16 protein-coding genes and 3 pseudogenes are annotated in these 16,928 nt (G+C 68.1%); 8 read left to right on the top strand and 11 right to left on the bottom strand.

The window, feature by feature from the left end:
- Positions 1-47: 47 nt before the first annotated feature.
- On the top strand, positions 48-1,091 hold the full coding sequence (gmd, locus tag ACFWA7_RS17070) for a GDP-mannose 4,6-dehydratase (RefSeq protein ID WP_385823644.1): 1,044 nt from the start codon (positions 48-50) through the stop codon (positions 1,089-1,091).
- A complete protein-coding gene (locus ACFWA7_RS17065) occupies positions 1,088-1,879 on the top strand; it encodes a methyltransferase domain-containing protein (protein WP_385823642.1) in 792 nt (263 codons plus the stop codon). The genes gmd and ACFWA7_RS17065 overlap by 4 nt, the downstream gene beginning before the upstream one ends.
- Before the next feature lie 25 nt (positions 1,880-1,904).
- Here ACFWA7_RS17065 and ACFWA7_RS17060 read toward each other — a convergent pair whose 3' ends face one another.
- Positions 1,905-2,798: a class I SAM-dependent methyltransferase gene (locus tag ACFWA7_RS17060; protein WP_385534492.1), complete on the bottom strand. Its 894-nt coding sequence runs from the start codon at positions 2,796-2,798 to the stop codon at positions 1,905-1,907.
- Positions 2,799-2,841: 43 nt separating this feature from the next.
- Complete coding sequence (locus tag ACFWA7_RS17055) at positions 2,842-4,086, bottom strand: O-antigen ligase family protein (RefSeq protein ID WP_385823640.1); 1,245 nt, start codon at positions 4,084-4,086, stop codon at positions 2,842-2,844.
- 345 nt (positions 4,087-4,431) lie between these two features.
- Here ACFWA7_RS17055 and ACFWA7_RS17050 point away from each other — a divergent pair, with 345 nt between their 5' ends.
- The gene (locus ACFWA7_RS17050; RefSeq protein ID WP_385823638.1) at positions 4,432-5,532 is read left to right on the top strand and encodes a glycosyltransferase family 4 protein; all 1,101 of its coding nucleotides are present in this window, start codon (positions 4,432-4,434) and stop codon (positions 5,530-5,532) included.
- Complete coding sequence (locus tag ACFWA7_RS17045) at positions 5,525-6,277, top strand: WecB/TagA/CpsF family glycosyltransferase (RefSeq protein WP_385823636.1); 753 nt, start codon at positions 5,525-5,527, stop codon at positions 6,275-6,277. Before ACFWA7_RS17050 ends, ACFWA7_RS17045 begins: the two co-directional genes overlap by 8 nt.
- Before the next feature lie 49 nt (positions 6,278-6,326).
- Here the strand turns inward: ACFWA7_RS17045 and ACFWA7_RS17040 are convergent.
- Both ACFWA7_RS17040 and ACFWA7_RS17035 read right to left on the bottom strand, forming a co-directional pair.
- A pseudogene (locus tag ACFWA7_RS17040) lies at positions 6,327-6,540 on the bottom strand (LysR family transcriptional regulator); the annotation flags it as partial.
- Positions 6,486-7,647, bottom strand: a pseudogene (locus tag ACFWA7_RS17035) (transposase); the annotation flags it as partial. The pseudogenes ACFWA7_RS17035 and ACFWA7_RS17040, both read right to left, overlap by 55 nt.
- Positions 7,648-8,369: 722 nt before the next feature.
- On the opposite strand from ACFWA7_RS17035, the gene ltrA reads away from it, so the two are divergent.
- Positions 8,370-9,734, top strand: coding sequence for a group II intron reverse transcriptase/maturase (gene ltrA / locus ACFWA7_RS17030; RefSeq protein ID WP_385823634.1), 1,365 nt, complete (start codon positions 8,370-8,372; stop codon positions 9,732-9,734).
- Positions 9,735-9,833: 99 nt separating this feature from the next.
- On the opposite strand, the gene ACFWA7_RS17025 is transcribed toward ltrA, so the two are convergent.
- Complete coding sequence (locus ACFWA7_RS17025) at positions 9,834-10,394, bottom strand: hypothetical protein (protein ID WP_385823632.1); 561 nt, start codon at positions 10,392-10,394, stop codon at positions 9,834-9,836.
- Between the two features lie 235 nt (positions 10,395-10,629).
- Between ACFWA7_RS17025 and ACFWA7_RS17020 the strand changes: the two genes are divergently transcribed.
- The gene (locus ACFWA7_RS17020) at positions 10,630-10,830 is read left to right on the top strand and encodes a DUF6233 domain-containing protein (protein ID WP_385823696.1); all 201 of its coding nucleotides are present in this window, start codon (positions 10,630-10,632) and stop codon (positions 10,828-10,830) included.
- Between the two features lie 280 nt (positions 10,831-11,110).
- Here ACFWA7_RS17020 and ACFWA7_RS17015 read toward each other — a convergent pair.
- Positions 11,111-12,330 (bottom strand): IS3 family transposase gene (locus tag ACFWA7_RS17015; RefSeq protein ID WP_385823694.1). Its coding sequence is split into 2 segments (ribosomal slippage): positions 11,111-12,072 and positions 12,072-12,330, totalling 1,221 coding nucleotides; the frame shifts between segments, so codons are not numbered across the junction.
- A 105-nt stretch (positions 12,331-12,435) separates the two neighbouring features.
- Between ACFWA7_RS17015 and ACFWA7_RS17010 the strand changes: the two are divergent.
- Positions 12,436-12,648 (top strand): annotated as a pseudogene (locus ACFWA7_RS17010) (transposase); the annotation flags it as partial.
- A 69-nt stretch (positions 12,649-12,717) separates the two neighbouring features.
- Here ACFWA7_RS17010 and ACFWA7_RS17005 read toward each other — a convergent pair.
- The 4 genes from ACFWA7_RS17005 to ACFWA7_RS16990 form a co-directional block, all read right to left on the bottom strand.
- Positions 12,718-13,002, bottom strand: a complete 285-nt coding sequence (locus ACFWA7_RS17005) for an NPCBM/NEW2 domain-containing protein (protein WP_385823630.1) — start codon at positions 13,000-13,002, stop codon at positions 12,718-12,720.
- Positions 13,003-13,051: 49 nt separating this feature from the next.
- Positions 13,052-14,262, bottom strand: a protein-coding gene (locus ACFWA7_RS17000; protein WP_385823627.1) for an IS3 family transposase whose coding sequence is annotated in 2 segments (ribosomal slippage) — positions 13,052-13,968 and positions 13,968-14,262 — 1,212 coding nt in all. Because the reading frame shifts where the segments join, the coding sequence is not laid out codon by codon here.
- Between the two features lie 60 nt (positions 14,263-14,322).
- Positions 14,323-14,613: an IS3 family transposase gene (locus ACFWA7_RS16995; protein ID WP_385823625.1), complete on the bottom strand. Its 291-nt coding sequence runs from the start codon at positions 14,611-14,613 to the stop codon at positions 14,323-14,325.
- Positions 14,610-14,954 (bottom strand): transposase, encoded by a 345-nt coding sequence (locus ACFWA7_RS16990; protein ID WP_385823623.1) that lies wholly within the window; start codon positions 14,952-14,954, stop codon positions 14,610-14,612. The genes ACFWA7_RS16995 and ACFWA7_RS16990 overlap by 4 nt, the downstream gene beginning before the upstream one ends.
- A gap of 98 nt (positions 14,955-15,052) precedes the next feature.
- On the opposite strand from ACFWA7_RS16990, the gene ACFWA7_RS16985 reads away from it, so the two are divergent.
- Positions 15,053-15,520, top strand: coding sequence for a tetratricopeptide repeat protein (locus ACFWA7_RS16985; protein ID WP_385823692.1), 468 nt, complete (start codon positions 15,053-15,055; stop codon positions 15,518-15,520).
- 1,023 nt (positions 15,521-16,543) lie between these two features.
- On the opposite strand, the gene ACFWA7_RS16980 is transcribed toward ACFWA7_RS16985, so the two are convergent.
- The coding region (locus ACFWA7_RS16980) for a WD40 repeat domain-containing protein (RefSeq protein WP_385823621.1) at positions 16,544-16,928 on the bottom strand (385 nt) is incomplete at its 5' end.

Here is a 16,928-nt window from a genome sequence, read left to right as displayed (position 1 = left end):
CCTCGGCGGCACCGACTTCGAGGTCTACGCCCAGTAGGGAGTGTCTGGTGACAGTCAAGAAGGCGTTCATCACCGGTATCACCGGCCAGGACGGCTCCTATCTCGCTGAGTTGCTGCTGGAGAAGGGGTATGAGGTCCACGGTCTGGTCCGGCGGGCGTCGACTTTCAACACCCGCCGGATCGACCACCTCTACCAGGACCCGCATGCAGATGGGGTGCGATTGTTCCTGCATTACGGCGATCTCACCGACGGCACGCGTTTGGTGGGTCTGCTGGAGCAGGTGCGGCCCGACGAGATCTACCACCTGGCGGCGCAGTCGCATGTACGGGTCTCCTTCGATGAGCCGGAGTTCACCGGCAACACCACCGGACTGGGCACCATCCGCCTCCTCGAAGCCATCCGCAACATTGGCCTGACCTGCCGCTTCTACCAGGCCTCCAGCTCCGAGATGTTCGGCGCCGCGCCCCCGCCCCAGCACGAGAACACCCCCTTCCACCCCCGCTCCCCCTACGGCGTCGCCAAGGTCTACGCCTACTGGGCCACCCGTAACTACCGCGAGGCCTACGGCATGTACGCCGTCAACGGCATCCTCTTCAACCACGAATCCCCACGCCGCGGTCCCACCTTCGTCACCCGCAAGATCGCCACCGCAGCCGCCCGCATCAAAGCCGGCCTCCAGGACACCGTCCACCTCGGCAACCTCGACGCCCGCCGCGACTGGGGCTACGCCGCCGAATACGTCCACGCCATGTGGCTCATGCTCCAACAGGACCAACCCGACGACTACGTCATCGCCACCGGCACCAGCCACAGCGTCCGCGACTTCGTTGAACACTGCTTCGCCCACCTCGGCCTCGACTACCAAGACCACATCCGCTTCGACGAACGCTACCTGCGCCCCTCCGAGGTCGACGACCTAGTCGGAGACGCCTCCAAGGCCGAGCAGGTCCTGGGCTGGAAACCCGCCACCCACGTTCCCGAACTGGCCCGCCTCATGGTCGACGCCGAACTCGACGCGATCCTGCGTCCCTCCATCCCCGGGACGCAGCACCGGACATCGGTGGCCGTCGGCGGCAAGGTGACCACATGACCGCCTCGTGCGGGATCTGCCGCGGCACCACGCGGGTCACCCACCGTGGCACGGTGCTCGGACGGCACGAGGCCACGTACCGCATGTGCGACGCATGCGCCCACTGGTTCGTCGACGAGCCGCACTGGCTGGACGAGGCCTACTCGCAGGCCGTGGCGGCCATCGACACCGGCGTCGTACAGCGGAACCTGTACCTGTACCCGCGGCTGGCCTCGGTGCTGGTCCGCATGTTCGGCGCCGGCGGTGTGTACGTCGACTACGGCGCCGGATACGGACTCCTCGTCCGGTTGCTGCGCGACGTCGGTCTGGACGTCTACTGGCAGGACGCCCACTGCGAGAACCTGTTCGCCCGGGGGTTCGAGTGGGACGGCAGCCTGCGGGGAGCAGCCGCCGCGGTCACCGCCGTGGAGGTGATGGAGCACGTGACCGATCCGCTCGCCTTCGTCGACAGCTGCCTGCGGGAGACCGGCGCGCACTCGTTCGTCTTCACGCAGCACCTGCACGATCTCAGCGCCGACCCGTCATGGTGGTACCTGGCACCCGAAGCCGGCCAGCACATCTCCTTCTACGCCCCGCGCACGATGCGCGTCCTCGCCGAGCGCCTGGGCATGACCTACCACGCGGCCGGCACGCTGCATCTGCTGACGAAGCGGGACTTCCGCCCCGGGGCCTTCGCGCGTTCCGTACGACTGCACCGTCTGTCCTACCCGTTGCTCAGGCACCGGTTGCGCTCGCGTGTCATGACGGACCACCGGCTCCTCACCTCAGGGGCCTGCTGCGACGGTTGACCGGGCCGCAGGTCCTGACGTGACGTCATGTGCCGGGCCGGACCTTCGGCTGATCGCCCCTCGGGCTCAGATGCACCCACAGGTGCCAGCCCAGGAGCCGTTCACCGATCATGCCGTGCACGGGCAGCGGGGGCGCGTGCATGAACCGCTTCTCCGTGTGGTCCACCTCGAAGTGGGGGAAGTCCCGGCGGACCCGGCGGACGTCGTAGACCTGGGAGTACGGGTTGTCGGGCCCGTCGGTGTTGCGGTGGGTGAAGTCGGCCAGCCTCAGGTACCGCAGGAGACCGCCCCGACGGGCGCCGGCCACGTGGGCGTCGAGAAGCGGGTGGGACCCGCCGAGCAGCCCGGCCCGGACCAGTGGGTAGGCGGCCAGCAGGGCCGCACGCCGCAGCAGGGCGATCGACACCAGGTAGTTCAGTGACCAGCGTGCGTAGAGCATCACCACCAGCCTCCCGCCCGGCCTGAGAACACGGTGGATCTCCCGCTGAGCCCGCAGGACGTCCGGTACGTGGTGCAGTACGCCGTGGCTGAAGACCAGGTCGAAGGAATCCTCCGGGAACGGCAGGTCCAGCACGCTCGCCCGATGCGGGCCGTCGTGGGGCAGCCCGCGCAGTGCGAGTCGGGTCTTCGTGCGCCGGACGGCGGTCTCGGTGAGGTCGACCCCTGTCCACAGGGCGCCCTTGCGGATCAGTCGCTCGGCCTCGGAGCCCTGGCCGAGACCGATCTCCAACACCCGCTTGCCGTCGACGTCCAGCCGGTCGAGACACTGCGGAATATGGGATTCCAGGCGGTATTTGGCCGTGTCGTACCGCGTGTAGAACCTCTCGTGGTCCTCTCGCCGGTCGCCGTCCGGCGCGCCGAAGACGTTGTCGCCGCACGGGTGCGCGGACCAGAACTCCTCGATCTCTGACTGCTGCAACGGATTCTCCAGGTCCTCGCAAAGGGGCGGGCAGGGCAGGAGGTCACACGTAAGGGCCGGGTGCCGGCGCACCGGGGCTGCGGGCCACGCTCCGGCCGGTCGTGCCGACGCGAACGGCAGCCCTCTGGGCGATGAGGCGCTTACGCCTCCCGGTGGCCTCGGTGTCGGTGCGGTTCTCGCCCCCGTCGTCCCGGTCCACTCCCACGAGGGCGTACGCACAGGCGAGGACCAGCCAGGACGGAAGCCCGATGAACGTGGTCTCGAACGCGACATTGGTGAGGGCGGTGACGCAGACTCCGACGGTCGCCCCGAACCAGGAGGCGGCGCCCGGATGGTGCCGGGCCCGCCAGGTCCGGCGCAGGGTCGCGGCAACGAGCAGGATGAAGCCGAGTCCGGCCGGCCAGCCGAGATAGTAGATGTATCCGACGAAGGAGTTGTGCGGCCCAGAACTCCCGGAGTTCGCACGCGGGCGGAATGCGGTCAACTCGATGGGGTGCCCCGCCCCGGCACCGAGAAGCGGCTCGTGCCCCGCCATGCGAAGGGCCTCCCGCCACATCTCCAGACGCAGTCCCACATTCGCGCCGGCTTCGGTGTGCACATCCGCCGAACTCGACAGCCGCGTCATGAGGCCCCCGGCCACGGGCATGTCGGACAGGTGCCGGCCGGAGAGGGAGAAAGCCAGCAGGGCCATCACCCCGACAGTCGCGACAGTCCACGAGATGACCGGCCAGCGGATGACACGTCGACCGCTGGGTCTGCCGGCGAGGGCGGTCGCGGAAAGGGCCGCGACAACGGCCAGGAGGGGGCCCCGCTTGCTCGTGAGGGCGGTCAGCAGGGCGGCCCCGGTCAGTGTCCACAGGAGCAGTCGGCTGTTTCCCCTGTACCGCAACTGAACGCCGAACGCGGCGGCGATCGCCAGGTAGAGGCCCGAGGCCGCGGCGACCACCGGCGTGTGCAGGGCCCACCCCACAAGGACACCGCAGGTCGGCACGTACAGCACCCACCGCCAGCGGAGGGGTTCGTGGACGGGCCGGGTGAGGAACCAGGTGGCGGCGAACCACCCGAACAGCGGGTAGAGGCCCAGGATCGCGCCCTTGAGGGGATCGGGATACCCCGCTTCGATCCCGCGGTACACCGCCTGGGCAGACGTCGCCGCGAGGGCCACGGCGACCGCTCGGAACCAGCGCAGCCGGGGCTCGGAGAACGCCCGGGGCCCCCACATGTGGACGGTCACGAGCAGCGCGAAGACGGCGAGGACGTCCATGAGATAGACCGAGGAAACGCCCACCGTCGCGTATTCCCTGCCCAGTAGAAAGAGCGGCGCGAGGCAGGACGCCCAGAGCAGCCAGCCCGCTCCGCGAATACAAAGGGCGAGCAGGACGCCTGAAGCGACACATACCGCCGCACAGACGGAAACGAGCAGTGGAATATCAGCAGTCACGCCGACGGCGCTTCCTTTCGTGACGGATTCTGAGCCCGGAAATACCCTGTGACGTGGCCGTAAATATCGTATGAATAGCACAGGCTGAGACGTGTTGCAGTGGCCTTCCATACCGCCCGAGTGATTCGGTTGCCTTCCCATAATTCCACCCGGACTCCAGAATCCCGCACCACATACTCCGAGGAATGGGAAATGTTTCTCATCCGCCCAAGATTCCTGCGGCGACCCGCCCGGCCGGCCGTCCTGGCCTTCCGGCACAGTGCACGCCTGGGCGGCATGGGCCGGGCAGCCGAGTTCTTCACGCCCCTGCTGACGAGCCGGTGCCACGTGTCGGCGGTCATCTCGCTCTCGGCACATCGGGACGGATCGCCGAGGTTCGCGGCTTCCTGGCCCGCCCAGGCCCGCGCCACCGCGGCGGCCGTCGGAAAGGGCGCGTACCTGCTGATCCGGCGCACCCCGACAGCCGTCTACCTGCCTGTCTCGCAGTGGGGCCCGCCCCTGCTCCGTGACGCCTTCCTGGTCGGTCTGGCCAGGGCGGCCCGCTGCACCGTGGTGCTGCATCTGCACGGCGCGCAACTGCCCGCGCGGCTCGCCGCGAACCAGCCGCTGCGGGCGCTACTGGGCGGGTCCCACTGGCTCGTCCTGAGTGAGGCGGTCGCGGCCCGACTGCTGGCGAGCGGCTGCCCCGTGGCGTCCGTCACGGTGCTGCGCAATCCCGCCCCGGCACCGGCGCCGCCGAGGGGGGAAGGCCGTCCGTCCCGCGTACTGCGCGTCGGCTGGCTCGGCACGATGACCCGCTCCAAGGGTTTCGACCTGGTCTGCCGTGCGGTGGAGAAAGCGCGAGCGCAGGGGCTGGAGGTCGAGTTCCGCATCGCCGGTATGCGCCGTGACGTACCCGTCGCGGAAATGGCCTGCGTCGACGAGGACCTGGGGGTCCTGGATCTGTCGGACGCCCTGTCGTTCTGGACCGAGGTCGACGCGTTCGTCCTTCCGGCCCGCTGGGTCGAGGGCCTTCCCTTCGTCCTGCTCGAAGGACTCCAGGCGGGCTGCGCCGTGGCCGCGACCCCGTCGCCGGGAAGCGCCGAGCTCTTCGACCGGGGATGCGTGGAGCCCGTCGAGGCATCGGTGGAGTCCGTGACCCGGTTCCTCACGGCATGCGGGGACGACCTGCAGGGGATCCGGCGGCGCCAGCAGAAGGCATGGCATGAGCTGCGGCCGAGGTACGAGTCCGGGCGCATCGAGGAGGAGTTCGTGCGGTTCTGGCAGAACCTGGGTCTGGGACGGCATGGCTGAGGGCCCGGGCCGGCCGGTCACGGTGTGCGGGCTGCCCGTCCACCCGCTCACCCTTCAGGCGTCGGTGGCGGCGGCCGAGGCGCTGATCACGACCGGCGGCCCCCACCAGCACGTCGTGCTGAACGCGGCCAAGGTCGTCAAGGCGCACGACGACCCGGAGCTGGCACGGATCATCCGGTCGTGCTCGCTGGTCAACGCGGACGGGCAGTCGGTCGTGTGGGCCGGGCGCCTTCTCGGAAGTCCGCTGCCGGAGCGGGTGGCGGGCATCGACTTCATGCTGGCGCTGTGGCGCAGCGCCGCGCGCCACGGGTACCGCGTCTACCTGCTGGGCGCCGAGCCGGAGGTGGTCGCGCAGACCGCGCGCATCGCCGCCGCGCGGGGGGTCGAGGTCGTCGGGCACCGGGACGGCTACTGGGACGAGACGGCGGAGAAGGAGGTGGTCGCGGCCGTCCGTGCGACCAGCCCGGACATCCTGTTCCTCGCCGTGCCGAGTCCGCGCAAGGAGTACTTCCTCGCACGTCGGCAGAAGGAGCTGGGCTGCGCCCTGGTGGTCGGCGTCGGCGGCTCCTTCGACGTGGTGGCGGGGCTGCGCAGCAGGGCACCGCGGTGGATGCGAAGGGCCGGTCTGGAATGGTTCCACCGGATGGTCCAGGAGCCGCGCCGGATGTTCCTGCGCTACGCCGTGGGCAACGCCCGGTTCGTCGCGCTCACCGCCGCCCACTGGGCGCGGCGGGCCGGTCGGTGAACGGCGCCGTCCCGCACGGCGGCGCCCGGGATCAGGAGCCGATGCCCTGTCAAACCCCCGCGCCCGACCGGCAGGCCTCCGCGCCCCCCCTGCACCAGCGGCAGCCCCCCGTCCTCCTCGCGCCAGGCCAGGACGTATCTGCCCGGGCCTATTCCGCGCACCGGCCGGGTGACCATGCCGCCCAGGGTGATCAGGGGGGCGTTGCCTTCAGCCACGAGGCAGAAGATACCGAGGCCGGCGACGGGGGCCTCGTAGGTCCGATCTTCGGGGTGGTCCAGCCGAGGGTCTGTTTGAACAGGCGGAAGGTGTGTTCGATGTCGAAGCGTCGTAGGTAGGCTTGCCAGAGACGGTCGGTGTCTGCTGGGGTGGCGTCGGTGGCGGACCACCACAGCCAGACCGGCTTGGGGGTTGCTCCGCTGGGCAGGTGGTCGATGTCCTGGCGGATCACCGTTCCCTCGATGACGGGGAGGGTGCCGTCGGCTGCGGCCCAGGTGGAGCGGTGGGTGAGCCGGGGGTGGAGCCGGTCCCAGGAGCGTGCGGTGGCCGTGCCGTAGAGGCGGGTGTCGGTGATCGTTTGGGTGTCCGGGGTGCCCCAGGTGTCGGGCTGTCCGAAGACGAACTCGCCTCCGTGCCGGGGTGGCCGGCCCATGGTGTGTGGCTGGCGGCGTGGGGCTGTCCTGCGCGCGACGCGGTCTGAGCGCATCCGCGCCAGCACCTGCACGGGTAGATCCTTCAGGAGAGACGCGAGGCGGGGTGCGTCGTATCCGGCGTCCGCGACGACGAGAATGTCGGGGTCGTTTTCTTGCCACTGCCCGGAGTCGATCAGCTGCTGGAGCAGACTGCGTAGCTGCAGGGCGGTGACGGTGGCAGTGTCATCGCCGGGCGCCAGGCGGGTCGCGTCGAGCGGTGCGGTCCATGAGCTGCGGCCGGGTTCGAGCGCGCAGATGATCGAGTAGGGCCAGCCGGGGACCGGGATGTGCTGGTCTTTGCCCCGGCCGTAGGTATGGCACAGGATCCGTTCCGGTGAGGTGTGTGCGTCGGGCCGCAGCCAGCAGGTGATATCGATGGCCAGGACCAGCCGGCCGTCGTTCGGATCGTGGCAGTGGTACTTCGGCCAGTGCCCGCCGCAGTCGGCCGGTATCGATGCGTCCACGGGCCAGAGCGGCGTAGAGCCCTCCGTGGCCGCGGCGGTGTTCGCCCACCAGCGACAGCTCGGGCAGTGATCTCACCGGCCCGTCACCGCACAGAACCGCGTCTGTCAGTTCGAACAAAGCGTCCGGACGAGCTGTCAGGCAGGAGTAGAACTCGCCCCGGAAGCATGACAGTTCCGTCAATGCCTCCAGCCGGGCATCGCGATGCAGCAGACTCATTCTCATGGCCTTCGTGCTGAACGTGTGTGTTCCTTGGTCGGAGCACATGTTCAGCCGAAGGCCGCTTCCGCGTCTGCCGGATACCGAACCGAGTGACCCAGTTCGACGTGCCATTCGATGACCGACGTTAAAGATCAAGCGTACGTCCAGCAGTCCGGGCATCATCGCAGCTCAGAAGGGATGGGAGTGATGTAACCGGACGTCAAGCTCAGGATAGCCAGCCGGTGGAAGTCCGGTCCGGGGAGACGCCAGGGTCCCCGGTAGCTGACTCCCGGCGTCACTCGAAATGGTGGCGTCGAAGTGGAGTGACAAGCGCCCTCCGGGGGCGTGCGACCGACCAGTCCGCAACATGAAGTGAAGCCTGCAGCGTCGTTATTTAACCCCCGCCCGCGGGCGGGCCAAGGAGGAGCCGAGCCTGTGCTTGATTGGCGAAGGCCACGGAAGGCGATCTCGGACCTGGAGCGGTCGCCGAAGAACCTCCCGGCGTAAGGGGCGTGGAATGGTCGGACGGTTGTCCTGGGAACTGGAGAGAGCCTCCTCGGCCCCGGGTTTGCGGCCCGGGAAGCGTGGCCTGCCTATAACCGGAAGAACCGGGAAATGGCGGGCTGCCGAGAGGCAGTCGGAGGGGGCCGTAGTAGTGACGATCGGCGGGACAACACAACCCGTTGGGAGCGAAGGGCCCCTGCTTCATCGATGCGATTCGCGAACAAGGAGGGGCCCGGATGAGTGCCGTTTCGGCTAGTTCCATCCGCCGGGAGGAAGGCGCCACAGGACGGGGCCGCCGTTCTCTGGACAAGGTCCGAGCCTTGCAGCGGACGCTTTACCGCTGTGCCAAGCAAGAACCCGAACGCCGGTTCCATGCCCTGTATGGCCATGTCCACCGCATGGACGTTCTTCGGCGGGCGTGGGCCGGTGTGTGCGCAAACCGAGGAGCCCCCGGCGTGGACGGAACTACCGTCGACGCGGTGGAAGCCTCGGGGGTGGATGCATTCCTCCAGGACCTTTCGCAGGGACTGCGGACGTATACGTATCGTCCGTCGGTGCTGCGGCGGGTCCAGATTCCCAAACCGGGGCGGCCGGGAGAGCTCCGGCCGCTTTCGATCCCCACCGTGGCAGACCGAGTAGTGATGACGGCCGCGAAACTGGTCATGGAACCAGCATTCGAAGCCCAGTTCACCGAGGCGAGCTACGGATTTCGGCCGAAGCGGTCCGCGATCGATGCGTGCGAAGCCGTGCGCGTCGCAGCGAACCAGCAGAGGGAGTGGGTATTCGAGGCCGATATCCGGGACTGCTTCGGCACGATCGACCATGAAGCGCTGATGGCCCAGGTGGCACGGCGCGTAGTGGACCGGTCGATGCTGAAACTGATCCGGGCCTGGCTGCGGATGGGCGTACTGGAGGGCGGAGTTACCTCCCCGACCGGGGCGGGAACTCCCCAGGGCTCACCGATTTCCCCGTTGTTGGCGAATATCGCGCTGGACGTTCTCGATGAGGCGTGGCAGAGCGAAGGGCGCCGGCTGGGGACGTTGGTGAGGTACTGCGATGATTTCGTGGTCCTGTCGCCGACCGAACAGCGGGCCGAACAGGCCCGCGAGCTGGCGGCGCAGGTGTTGGAACAGCTCGGGATGCGATTGCATCCTGAGAAGACCGGCATCGTCTGCCTCACCCGAGGCGGGCAGGGATTCGATTTCCTCGGCTTCCACCACCGGAAGATGGAATCGTGGAAATGGCGGGGCAAGTACTACTTGCAACGCTGGCCTTCATCCAGGGCGATGCGGGTGCTGCGGGACAAAGTCCGCGTGGCGACCGCTCGCTCGAAGACTGCGCGGCCAGTATCCGCCGTGGTGGCCGACCTCAACCCCGTACTGCGGGGCTGGGCAGCGTACTTCCGCAACGGGAACTCCGGGAGGAAGTTCAACGTGGTCGATGGCTACGTCCACGAGCGGCTGGCCATTTTCGCCAGCACGAAACACAGACTCGCGGGTAGGAACTGGACCACCCGGTTTACATACGGGTGGATCACTCGGCTCGGGGTCTACCGTCTTACCGGAAATGTGCACAGGGCGACGGCGCATGCCAGCCGGTGAACGATGTCGGAAAGCCGTGTGCGGGAGAACTGCATGCACGGTTTGAAGCGGCGGGGACTGGAAACGGAGCGTCAGCCACCGCGCCAGTCCCCGACCCTACTAGTCCCTTAGCTCGTTTCCGGGGATTGCGAGGCTGTCGGGTCCAGGGAGGTGCCGGCCGGGCGGGTAGTAGCGTCGGCGCCCGTTCCGGTCGGTCACGGCGGTGAACCCGGCGGCCTCCAGCTTCCTCGTGTACTTGGTGGAGTCGCGTCGGGCGTACGCGATCCCCAGGAGAATGAGAGCCGAGAAGAGGACAAGGGAGCTGCCCGCGAGGACGATGCCGCCGGTCCTGTTCTCCGGCCCGAACTCGTTCCAGAGCTCCAAGGTGGTCAACAAGGCGGGGACGAGTGCGATCACCGCCCGGTGCCTGGTCGAATGCTGGCGGCCGAGGTCGGTGAGCATCCGGGCCTTGAGGAGTTCGCGCACCTCGGGCTCGTCGGGCGGCAGTGAGCGCCCGTCGGCCGCGTGGGGATAGCGGGCCCAGTTCGCCGCCGCGCGGGCCCGGGCGCGCTCGCTGTGGTCCGGCAGGAGCAGCATGGTGAAGTACTGTTCCTCGCTGTTCATGTGCAGGTCCATGTACACGTACCCGAACTGCTCGGCTACAAGGGCCAGTTGGGTCATGCCTTTGAACGTGATCGAGGAGAGGCGGAGTGTGACCGGCCCCCCGGACGCCATCGACCGCATCAGTTCCCGCACGCGCTTTCTGCGCACTTGTGCACCCCCGTGACTTGTACTCCCTGAAGCCTCCCACGCCGGAACGCGCGTTCGACACGAAGGGTGGCGGCTCGTCGAAGTACGCCAGCGGGCGGCGGAGGCCCGCCGGGGCCGGGAGCGGCGGCCGCCGCCTGCGGAGTGGATCGTCCAGCACGGAATCGGTATCGGCCCGCCCATGATCCACACCACCCTCGGCGAGGGCGCGGCGCAGTGCTGGGCCCGGGTCGGAGCGGAGCGGTGCGCGCCGACCACCAGGGAGCAGGCGCGGGCCGCGCTGAGCGAGGGGGGCGCCGAGCCGTGCCAGATCCGCCGCCCCGACACGGTCCTGGTCCTGCCCGGCTGAACAGCGCTACGAGCCGGACAGCGCACCGCCCCTGGACAGGGGCGGTGCGCTGTTGTCGGCGTTCAGTGGACCTGCATAGTTGTTGTGTCTGTGAATTGGGGCTGTGCAGGTTGGTTGGGTCGGGGTGACCGCTTGGTGGCTCAGTGATTCTGCGCAGTTCGACGGCGTGCAGGGGCCTTCTGCCAGGGTTTTTTCCGGTGGATCTGCTGACTGTGCAGTTTGGTTGGCTGGTGCGCAGCTCTGCTGACTGAGGTGTCCCCCGGAGTGTGGACACGGGGGCTCATGCTGCGATTGTGAGTGTATCTGCTCGTAGGTGCTGTTGTTCGAACTCGGCTGGTGAGAGGTAGTTGAGGGCACTGTGGCGCCTGCGGGCGTTGTAGTAGGTGAGCCACTGGAAGATCTCCAGCCTCGCCTGACGCACCGTTGAGAACAGCCTCTGGTGCATCGTCTCCCTCTTGAGGCCCTGCCAGAAACTCTCGGCGAGGGCGTTGTCGTAGCTCGAGCCGACCCGGCCCATGCTCCTGCGGATCCCGAAACTGTCGCAGACCTGCGCGAAAGCGTCCGAGGTGTATTGCGTGCCCCTGTCCGCGTGGAAGATCACCCCGTCGACGTTGCCGCCGCGGCTCGCCACGGCCATCTTCAGGGCGTCGATGACCAGCTCGGCACGCATGTGGGTGGCCATCGAGTAGCCGAGCACCCGGCGCGAGCAGATGTCCAGGACACAGGCCAGATACAGCCACGTGCCTCCCACCTGCACGTATGTGATGTCGCCGCACCACTTCTCGTTCAACTGCCGGGCGGAGAAGTCACGGCGGACGAGGTCTGGGGCCGGTGGCGCGAGCCGGCCGGGAGCCGTGGTGCGCTTGCGGCGCAGGTGGCGGCCCTCGATCCCGTGCTTGCGCATCAGGCGTTCGACGCGCTTGCGGTTGACGGTGTGTCCGAAGCCCCGTAGCTCGGCGTGGACGCGGCGAACTCCGTATATGCCCTTGTGCTCGGTGTGGATCTCACGGATCTCCGCGACCAGGGCACCGTCCGCGGCCTGCCTCTCGCTGCGGGCCTTCGCTCCGGTGAGCCACCGGTAGTAGCCCGAGCGCGAGACTCCAAGGACCCGGCATATCCGCTGCACGCCGAAGTCGGCGCGGTGGGCGCAGATGAAGTCCCAGCGGCCGGTCATGCCCTCATCTCCTTCGCGAAATACTGGGCTGCCCGGCGCAGGATCTCCCGCTCGAGTTCCCACTCCTTCTCGGCCTTGCGCAGCCGACTGTTCTCCGCCCGCAGCCTCGCCAGCTCCTCATCCCGGCCCTCCGCCGCCGGCTCCCCGCTGCGGCTGTCGGCTCGGCCGGCCTGCTCGTCGGCCTGGCGCACCCAACTGCGCAGGGTCTCGCCGGTCACCCCGACGTCCGCCGCGACCGCGGCATACGTGCGCTTCCCGCCCGCGGCCCGGTACAGCGCGACCGCGTCATTCCTGAACTCCGCCGGATACGGAGACCTTCGTCCCACCAGGACACCCTTCATCGGATCCACAAGATCCATTGTCAGAGCGTCCACACCACCGGGCGGCGCCTCAGCCTACGACACCCCCACCTGCGGAAATGGCTCTGGGGCAAACGCATCGGCGTCCGCATCGCCCGTAAGGGCATCGAGTCCAGCGAACGGCTCGGCCGCCGCAGGTGGGTGATCGAGCGGACCATGTCCTGGCTGACCGGCTACCGCAGACTCAGTCCCCGCTACGAACGCCAACCCTCCAACTACCTGGCCCTTCTCGGACTGGCCGCCGCCATCTGCTGCTACAAACGTTTTTGCAACCTCACCATGTAGGACACCGTCTTACTCGGGGAAGGGACTGAAGTCCCATGTGCTGATCGCCCGTCTGTCCCAGTGGGGGTTTTATTTCGTGACGGCGGGGTCGATCCACACTCCGTAGCCGTCCAGCCTGGTGTAGGACTCGTGTGCGGCGAGCGTGATACGAAAGGCCCCGCGGACGTCGACCGAGAGCTTCTTCACCCTGTCTCCCGGCCCCATCGTGAATTCCTTGACGGTGTTGCCGTCGACTTGCACGGTGAAGACGACGCTGTAGCCGCTGGGCGTGCTGTCCGAGACGCCGATGGCGGTGACGAGGGTGTTGTATTTCCGGCCGAGCTGCCAGGTGCGTTCGGCGTCGAAGCCGTACAAGGTCTTGGGGTATGTGCGGGTGGGCCTTGACCCCGGATGTTGAACACGTCTATGCGGCTTGGGTCAGGGTAGTTGCTACTGGTTCGAGGTCGTTCTCGTAGGCGATCGGAGTTCGCTGGCCGAGGCGGGAGTGCCGGCGGCGGGTGTTGTACCGGGTCAGCCAGCGGAAGGCGTCGAGTCTGGCCTCGCGCTCGCTCGGCCAGGCCTTCCGGCCTTTGAGCGTCTCCCTCTTGAAGGCAGCATTGAAGCTTTCCGCGGTGGCGTTGTCGGCGCTGGAGCCGACCGCACCCATGCTCTGCCGGACCCCTGCTGACCTGCAGATTTCCGCGAATGCTCTGCTCGTGTATTGCGCTCCGTGGTCGGTGTGCATGATCGCTCCGGTCAAGTTTCCGCGGGTTCGCTCGGCAGCTGCCAGGGCGTCGATGACGAGTTCCGTGCGCATGTGATCGGCGATCGCCCACCCGGCCAGCCGGCGCGAGGCGAGGTCGATGACGGTCGCGAGATAGAGCGGCTTCGCGCCGCTGACCGGCAGGTAGGTGATGTCGCCGACGTACTTTCTGTTGACTGCGGCCGCGGTGAAGTCACGGCCGATCAGATCCGGTGCCTTCGTCGCGGCCTGATCCGCGAGCGTGGTGCGGTGCCTGCGGCGCAGACGGACTCCCTGGAGCCCGATGGTCCGCATGATCCTCGCGACGCGCTTGTGGTTGACCACCGGGCCGCCCCCGTCGCGGAGTTCGGCGGTGATCCTGGGGGCTCCGTAGGTGCCGTCGGAGTCCTGGTGGACCTTGCGTATCCTGGCCGCGATGCCGGCTTCGACGGTCTGCCGGGCCGCCCGTGCTGCCGCGGTGCGACGCCAGTAGTAGAAGCTCGAGCGCGAGAGCCCGAGGATGTCGCAGAGCCGCTTCACGCCGTGACGGCGCTGGTGATCGTCAACGAACTGGCAGCGGTTCACCAGCGCGTCTCCGTCGCGAAATACCGGGCCGCCTTGCGGAGTATGTCCCGCTCTTCCTCCAGCTCACGGATCCTTTTGCGGGCTGCAGCCAGCTCCGCCTGAACGCCGTCACCGCCGGTCCGCGACGCGGCCAACGGCTCGGAGTGGGCGCCAGGCCGGCGGCCGTCGGCGGCCCGGATCCAGTTCCGCAGCGTCTCGGTGTTCACCCCGAGATCACCAGCGACCGACTTGATCGTCGCTCCCGGCCTCGAGCGGTACAACGCGACCGCGTCCGCCTTGAACTCGGCGGGGTAATGCTTCATGCCCACGGGGACTCCGTCCTCCTGGACCATCAAGATCCAAGTGTCTCCGGTGTCCAAAACCCGGGGTCAGGGCCCGAACGTCCGCATGATCCGGGCGACCCGCTTTTCGTTGATCCGCCGCCCTTTCGCGCGGAGCTCGGCGGTCACTCGCGGGGAGCCGTAGGCGCCGCCGGACTCGCCGTGGACCTCGCGGATCTCCTCGGCCAGGACCCGGTCCTTGTGCTGGCGGGCGGCCCGGGCCTCGGCGCCGGCGAGCCACTTGTAGTAGCTGGACCGGTTCACGTCCAGGACGTGGCAGAGCCGCTTCACCTCGTAGGTGTCCCGGTGGTCGCCAACGAACTGGAAGCGGCTCCTCACCAGTTCGTCTCCCCGGCGAAATACTTGGCCGCCTTGCGGAGGATGTCCCGCTCGGTGGCGAGCTTGCGCTCACTTGCCTCCAGCTCTGCCACCCTCGCCTCCAGCTGTTGGACCCGCTCGTCCGGATCAGCGGACGGTACCGCCTCCCGACGTTGGGCGGCCGGCTTCGCCGCCGCGGCGCTGACGCCACGGCGTTCGCGGTCCCGCAGCACCCACTCGCGCAGGGTCGCCTCGTTGACGCCCAGGTCAGCGGCGATGCTCTTGTAGGTCGCCCCGGGTGTGGACTCGTACAGGGCCGCGGCATCGGCCTTGAACTCGTCCGAGTAGTCCTTCATCGCCATCGGCGGTCTTCTCGCTTCCTCCGGATCAAGCAGATCCAGTATCAGCGTGTCCACCACTCAGGGGGAGGCCCCAGCAGTTGTTGGCCGATCGTCTGCGCGTGCTGGGGTCTGACCACCCGGACTCACTCACCACTCGCGCGAATCTTGCGTACTGGCGGGGAAAGGGCGAAGATCCGGCAGGTGCTGTTGTCGCCACGACGGAACTGTTGGCCGACAGGCTCCGTGTCCTCGGCCCGGACCACCTCGACACGCTGACCACTCGCCACAACCTTGCGCAATGGAGGGCTGAGACAGGGGATGCGGCAGGCGCTGTCGTCGCCGAGTCGGAACTGCTGGCTGATCGGCTGCGCGTGCTGGGGCCCAAGCATCCCCACACTTTCTCCGCACGCCACCACCTCGCCCATTGGACCGGCCGGGCTGGCGACCCCGCCCGCGCAGCGGCAGCTCTTGCCCAGTTGCTCGCCGATCAGTTGAGTGTGCTCGGTCCGCAGCACCCCGAGACCCGGGCTACAGAAGACAGTCTTGCCTTCTGGAGCGTGGGAGCGGAGCGTCGGCACTCGACGTAGTTGGGCCCAGTTCGAGCCGCAGCCGGAGTCTCAACTCCTGTGCGGACAAGCTCTCCGTTCGGGCCCCATCCAGTCGGACTCCAGCGCCTCTGATCCGCCGGTAGTCCGGCGGAATCACCCCACTCATTCCCTGTGCCGACTCGAAACCTGCGATCCTGCAGCCGGGACCGCCTTCACCACCGGTGTCGCCGAGCGTCTTGTGGCCGGTGTCAGCATGCTGTAGGTCGCTGCGGTGATCACCAGCCCGGAGTTCGGATGTCGCCCGTCTCGGTTTGGCCCTCGGGCTGTGCCGGACGTGGTGCCGCAAGACTCCATCCCGGCGCCGGGGATCGACCCGTTGACCGGTGGTAGGGGAATCCACGCCTCCTTTCCCTCAGGGCTGATCCACAAGTCCTGAGCATTGCTCGTGCAGAGGGGCAGCAGCCCGGATCGGAAGGGGTGGGCGACTGACCTGGACGAGCGTGCAGGAGCGGGCATTTCTCCCGCCGAGAACGGAGGCGCTGTGCGGGCGAGGTTGCCGAGCACCTGGGCAGTGAACGAGTCGGAGCGCACAGACCTGGCCTCCTCGTTGATCCGGGCCGGAGCGGTCGCGTCCCGCGAGGTGGTTCAAGGTGTCATGCGTTCCGCCCTCCGGTGCCTGGCTCGCGACGATCTTCCCGTCGGCGCCTCACGCGAGGTGGCCCGGTCAGACGCCGGGAGTGCCCCAGCCGGTCGAAGTGCCCGGCGTGCCCTGTGGGTTCCGGTCTGTTGATCGGCTGCACCACCCGGCGGGACGCCATCCCGGAACCGGGCGACTGCGCTCCCGCTCCCTGCCCTGGGTCCAGCTGGGGTGCGAAGGCAGGAGGAGCATCTACTGTGAAGGCCTGGCGGGTGTCGTCGTTGATCTTGATCGGGACCTCGTGGCCAGCCGTACCAAGGGCCGCAGCCGCCGCGTTGATTCGCCAGTTTTGAGCCTCCTGCTTTCGCCGGCGCAGCATCCGTTCGACATCAGCGCACACTCAAGGAAGAACACACCGGTGCAGGTCAGATTTGACATACACGGTCGGTCGCTCTTGTGGGGAGATAGGCGTTCCGCTCGCTCGTGGTGAGGTCCCGACCCACAACCTTGCAGATCCTGGCGGTGGCCTCTGCCGGGCCGGGCAGGATGGTGTCCCAGAGTCGCGCCGTGTTGTCCTCGCCGATGGTCACCAGGGTGGTGCCGTCGGGGCTGAACGAGACCGAGGAGACGTTGGCGGTGTGGCCGGTGAGGGTGTGCAGGGGGCGGCCGGTGCTGACGTCCCACAGGCGGGCGGTGCCGTCCCTGCTCCCGGTGGCCAGGGTGGTGCCGTCGGGGCTGAACGAGACCGAGGAGACGTTGGCGGTGTGGCCGGTGAGGGTGTGCAGGGGGCGGCCGGTGCTGACGTCCCAC

Source organism: Streptomyces sp. NPDC059994 (assembly GCF_042737755.1).
In the GTDB taxonomy this organism is placed as follows: Bacteria; Actinomycetota; Actinomycetes; order Streptomycetales; family Streptomycetaceae; genus Streptomyces.
Note: the sequence above shows the minus strand (reverse complement) of the source record. Positions and strands in the feature narration are given on the sequence as shown.

Bases quoted from the DNA above. Each gene is read 5' to 3' on its own strand.
- ACFWA7_RS16990 (WP_385823623.1), bottom strand. From the start codon at position 14,954: ATGGCGATGAAGGACTACTCGGACGAGTTCAAGGCCGATGCCGCGGCC.
- ACFWA7_RS17065 (WP_385823642.1), top strand. From the start codon at position 1,088: ATGACCGCCTCGTGCGGGATCTGCCGCGGCACCACGCGGGTCACCCAC.
- ACFWA7_RS17050 (WP_385823638.1), top strand. From the start codon at position 4,432: ATGTTTCTCATCCGCCCAAGATTCCTGCGGCGACCCGCCCGGCCGGCC.
- ACFWA7_RS17025 (WP_385823632.1), bottom strand. From the start codon at position 10,394: ATGACCCAACTGGCCCTTGTAGCCGAGCAGTTCGGGTACGTGTACATG.
- ltrA (WP_385823634.1), top strand. From the start codon at position 8,370: ATGAGTGCCGTTTCGGCTAGTTCCATCCGCCGGGAGGAAGGCGCCACA.
- ACFWA7_RS17045 (WP_385823636.1), top strand. From the start codon at position 5,525: ATGGCTGAGGGCCCGGGCCGGCCGGTCACGGTGTGCGGGCTGCCCGTC.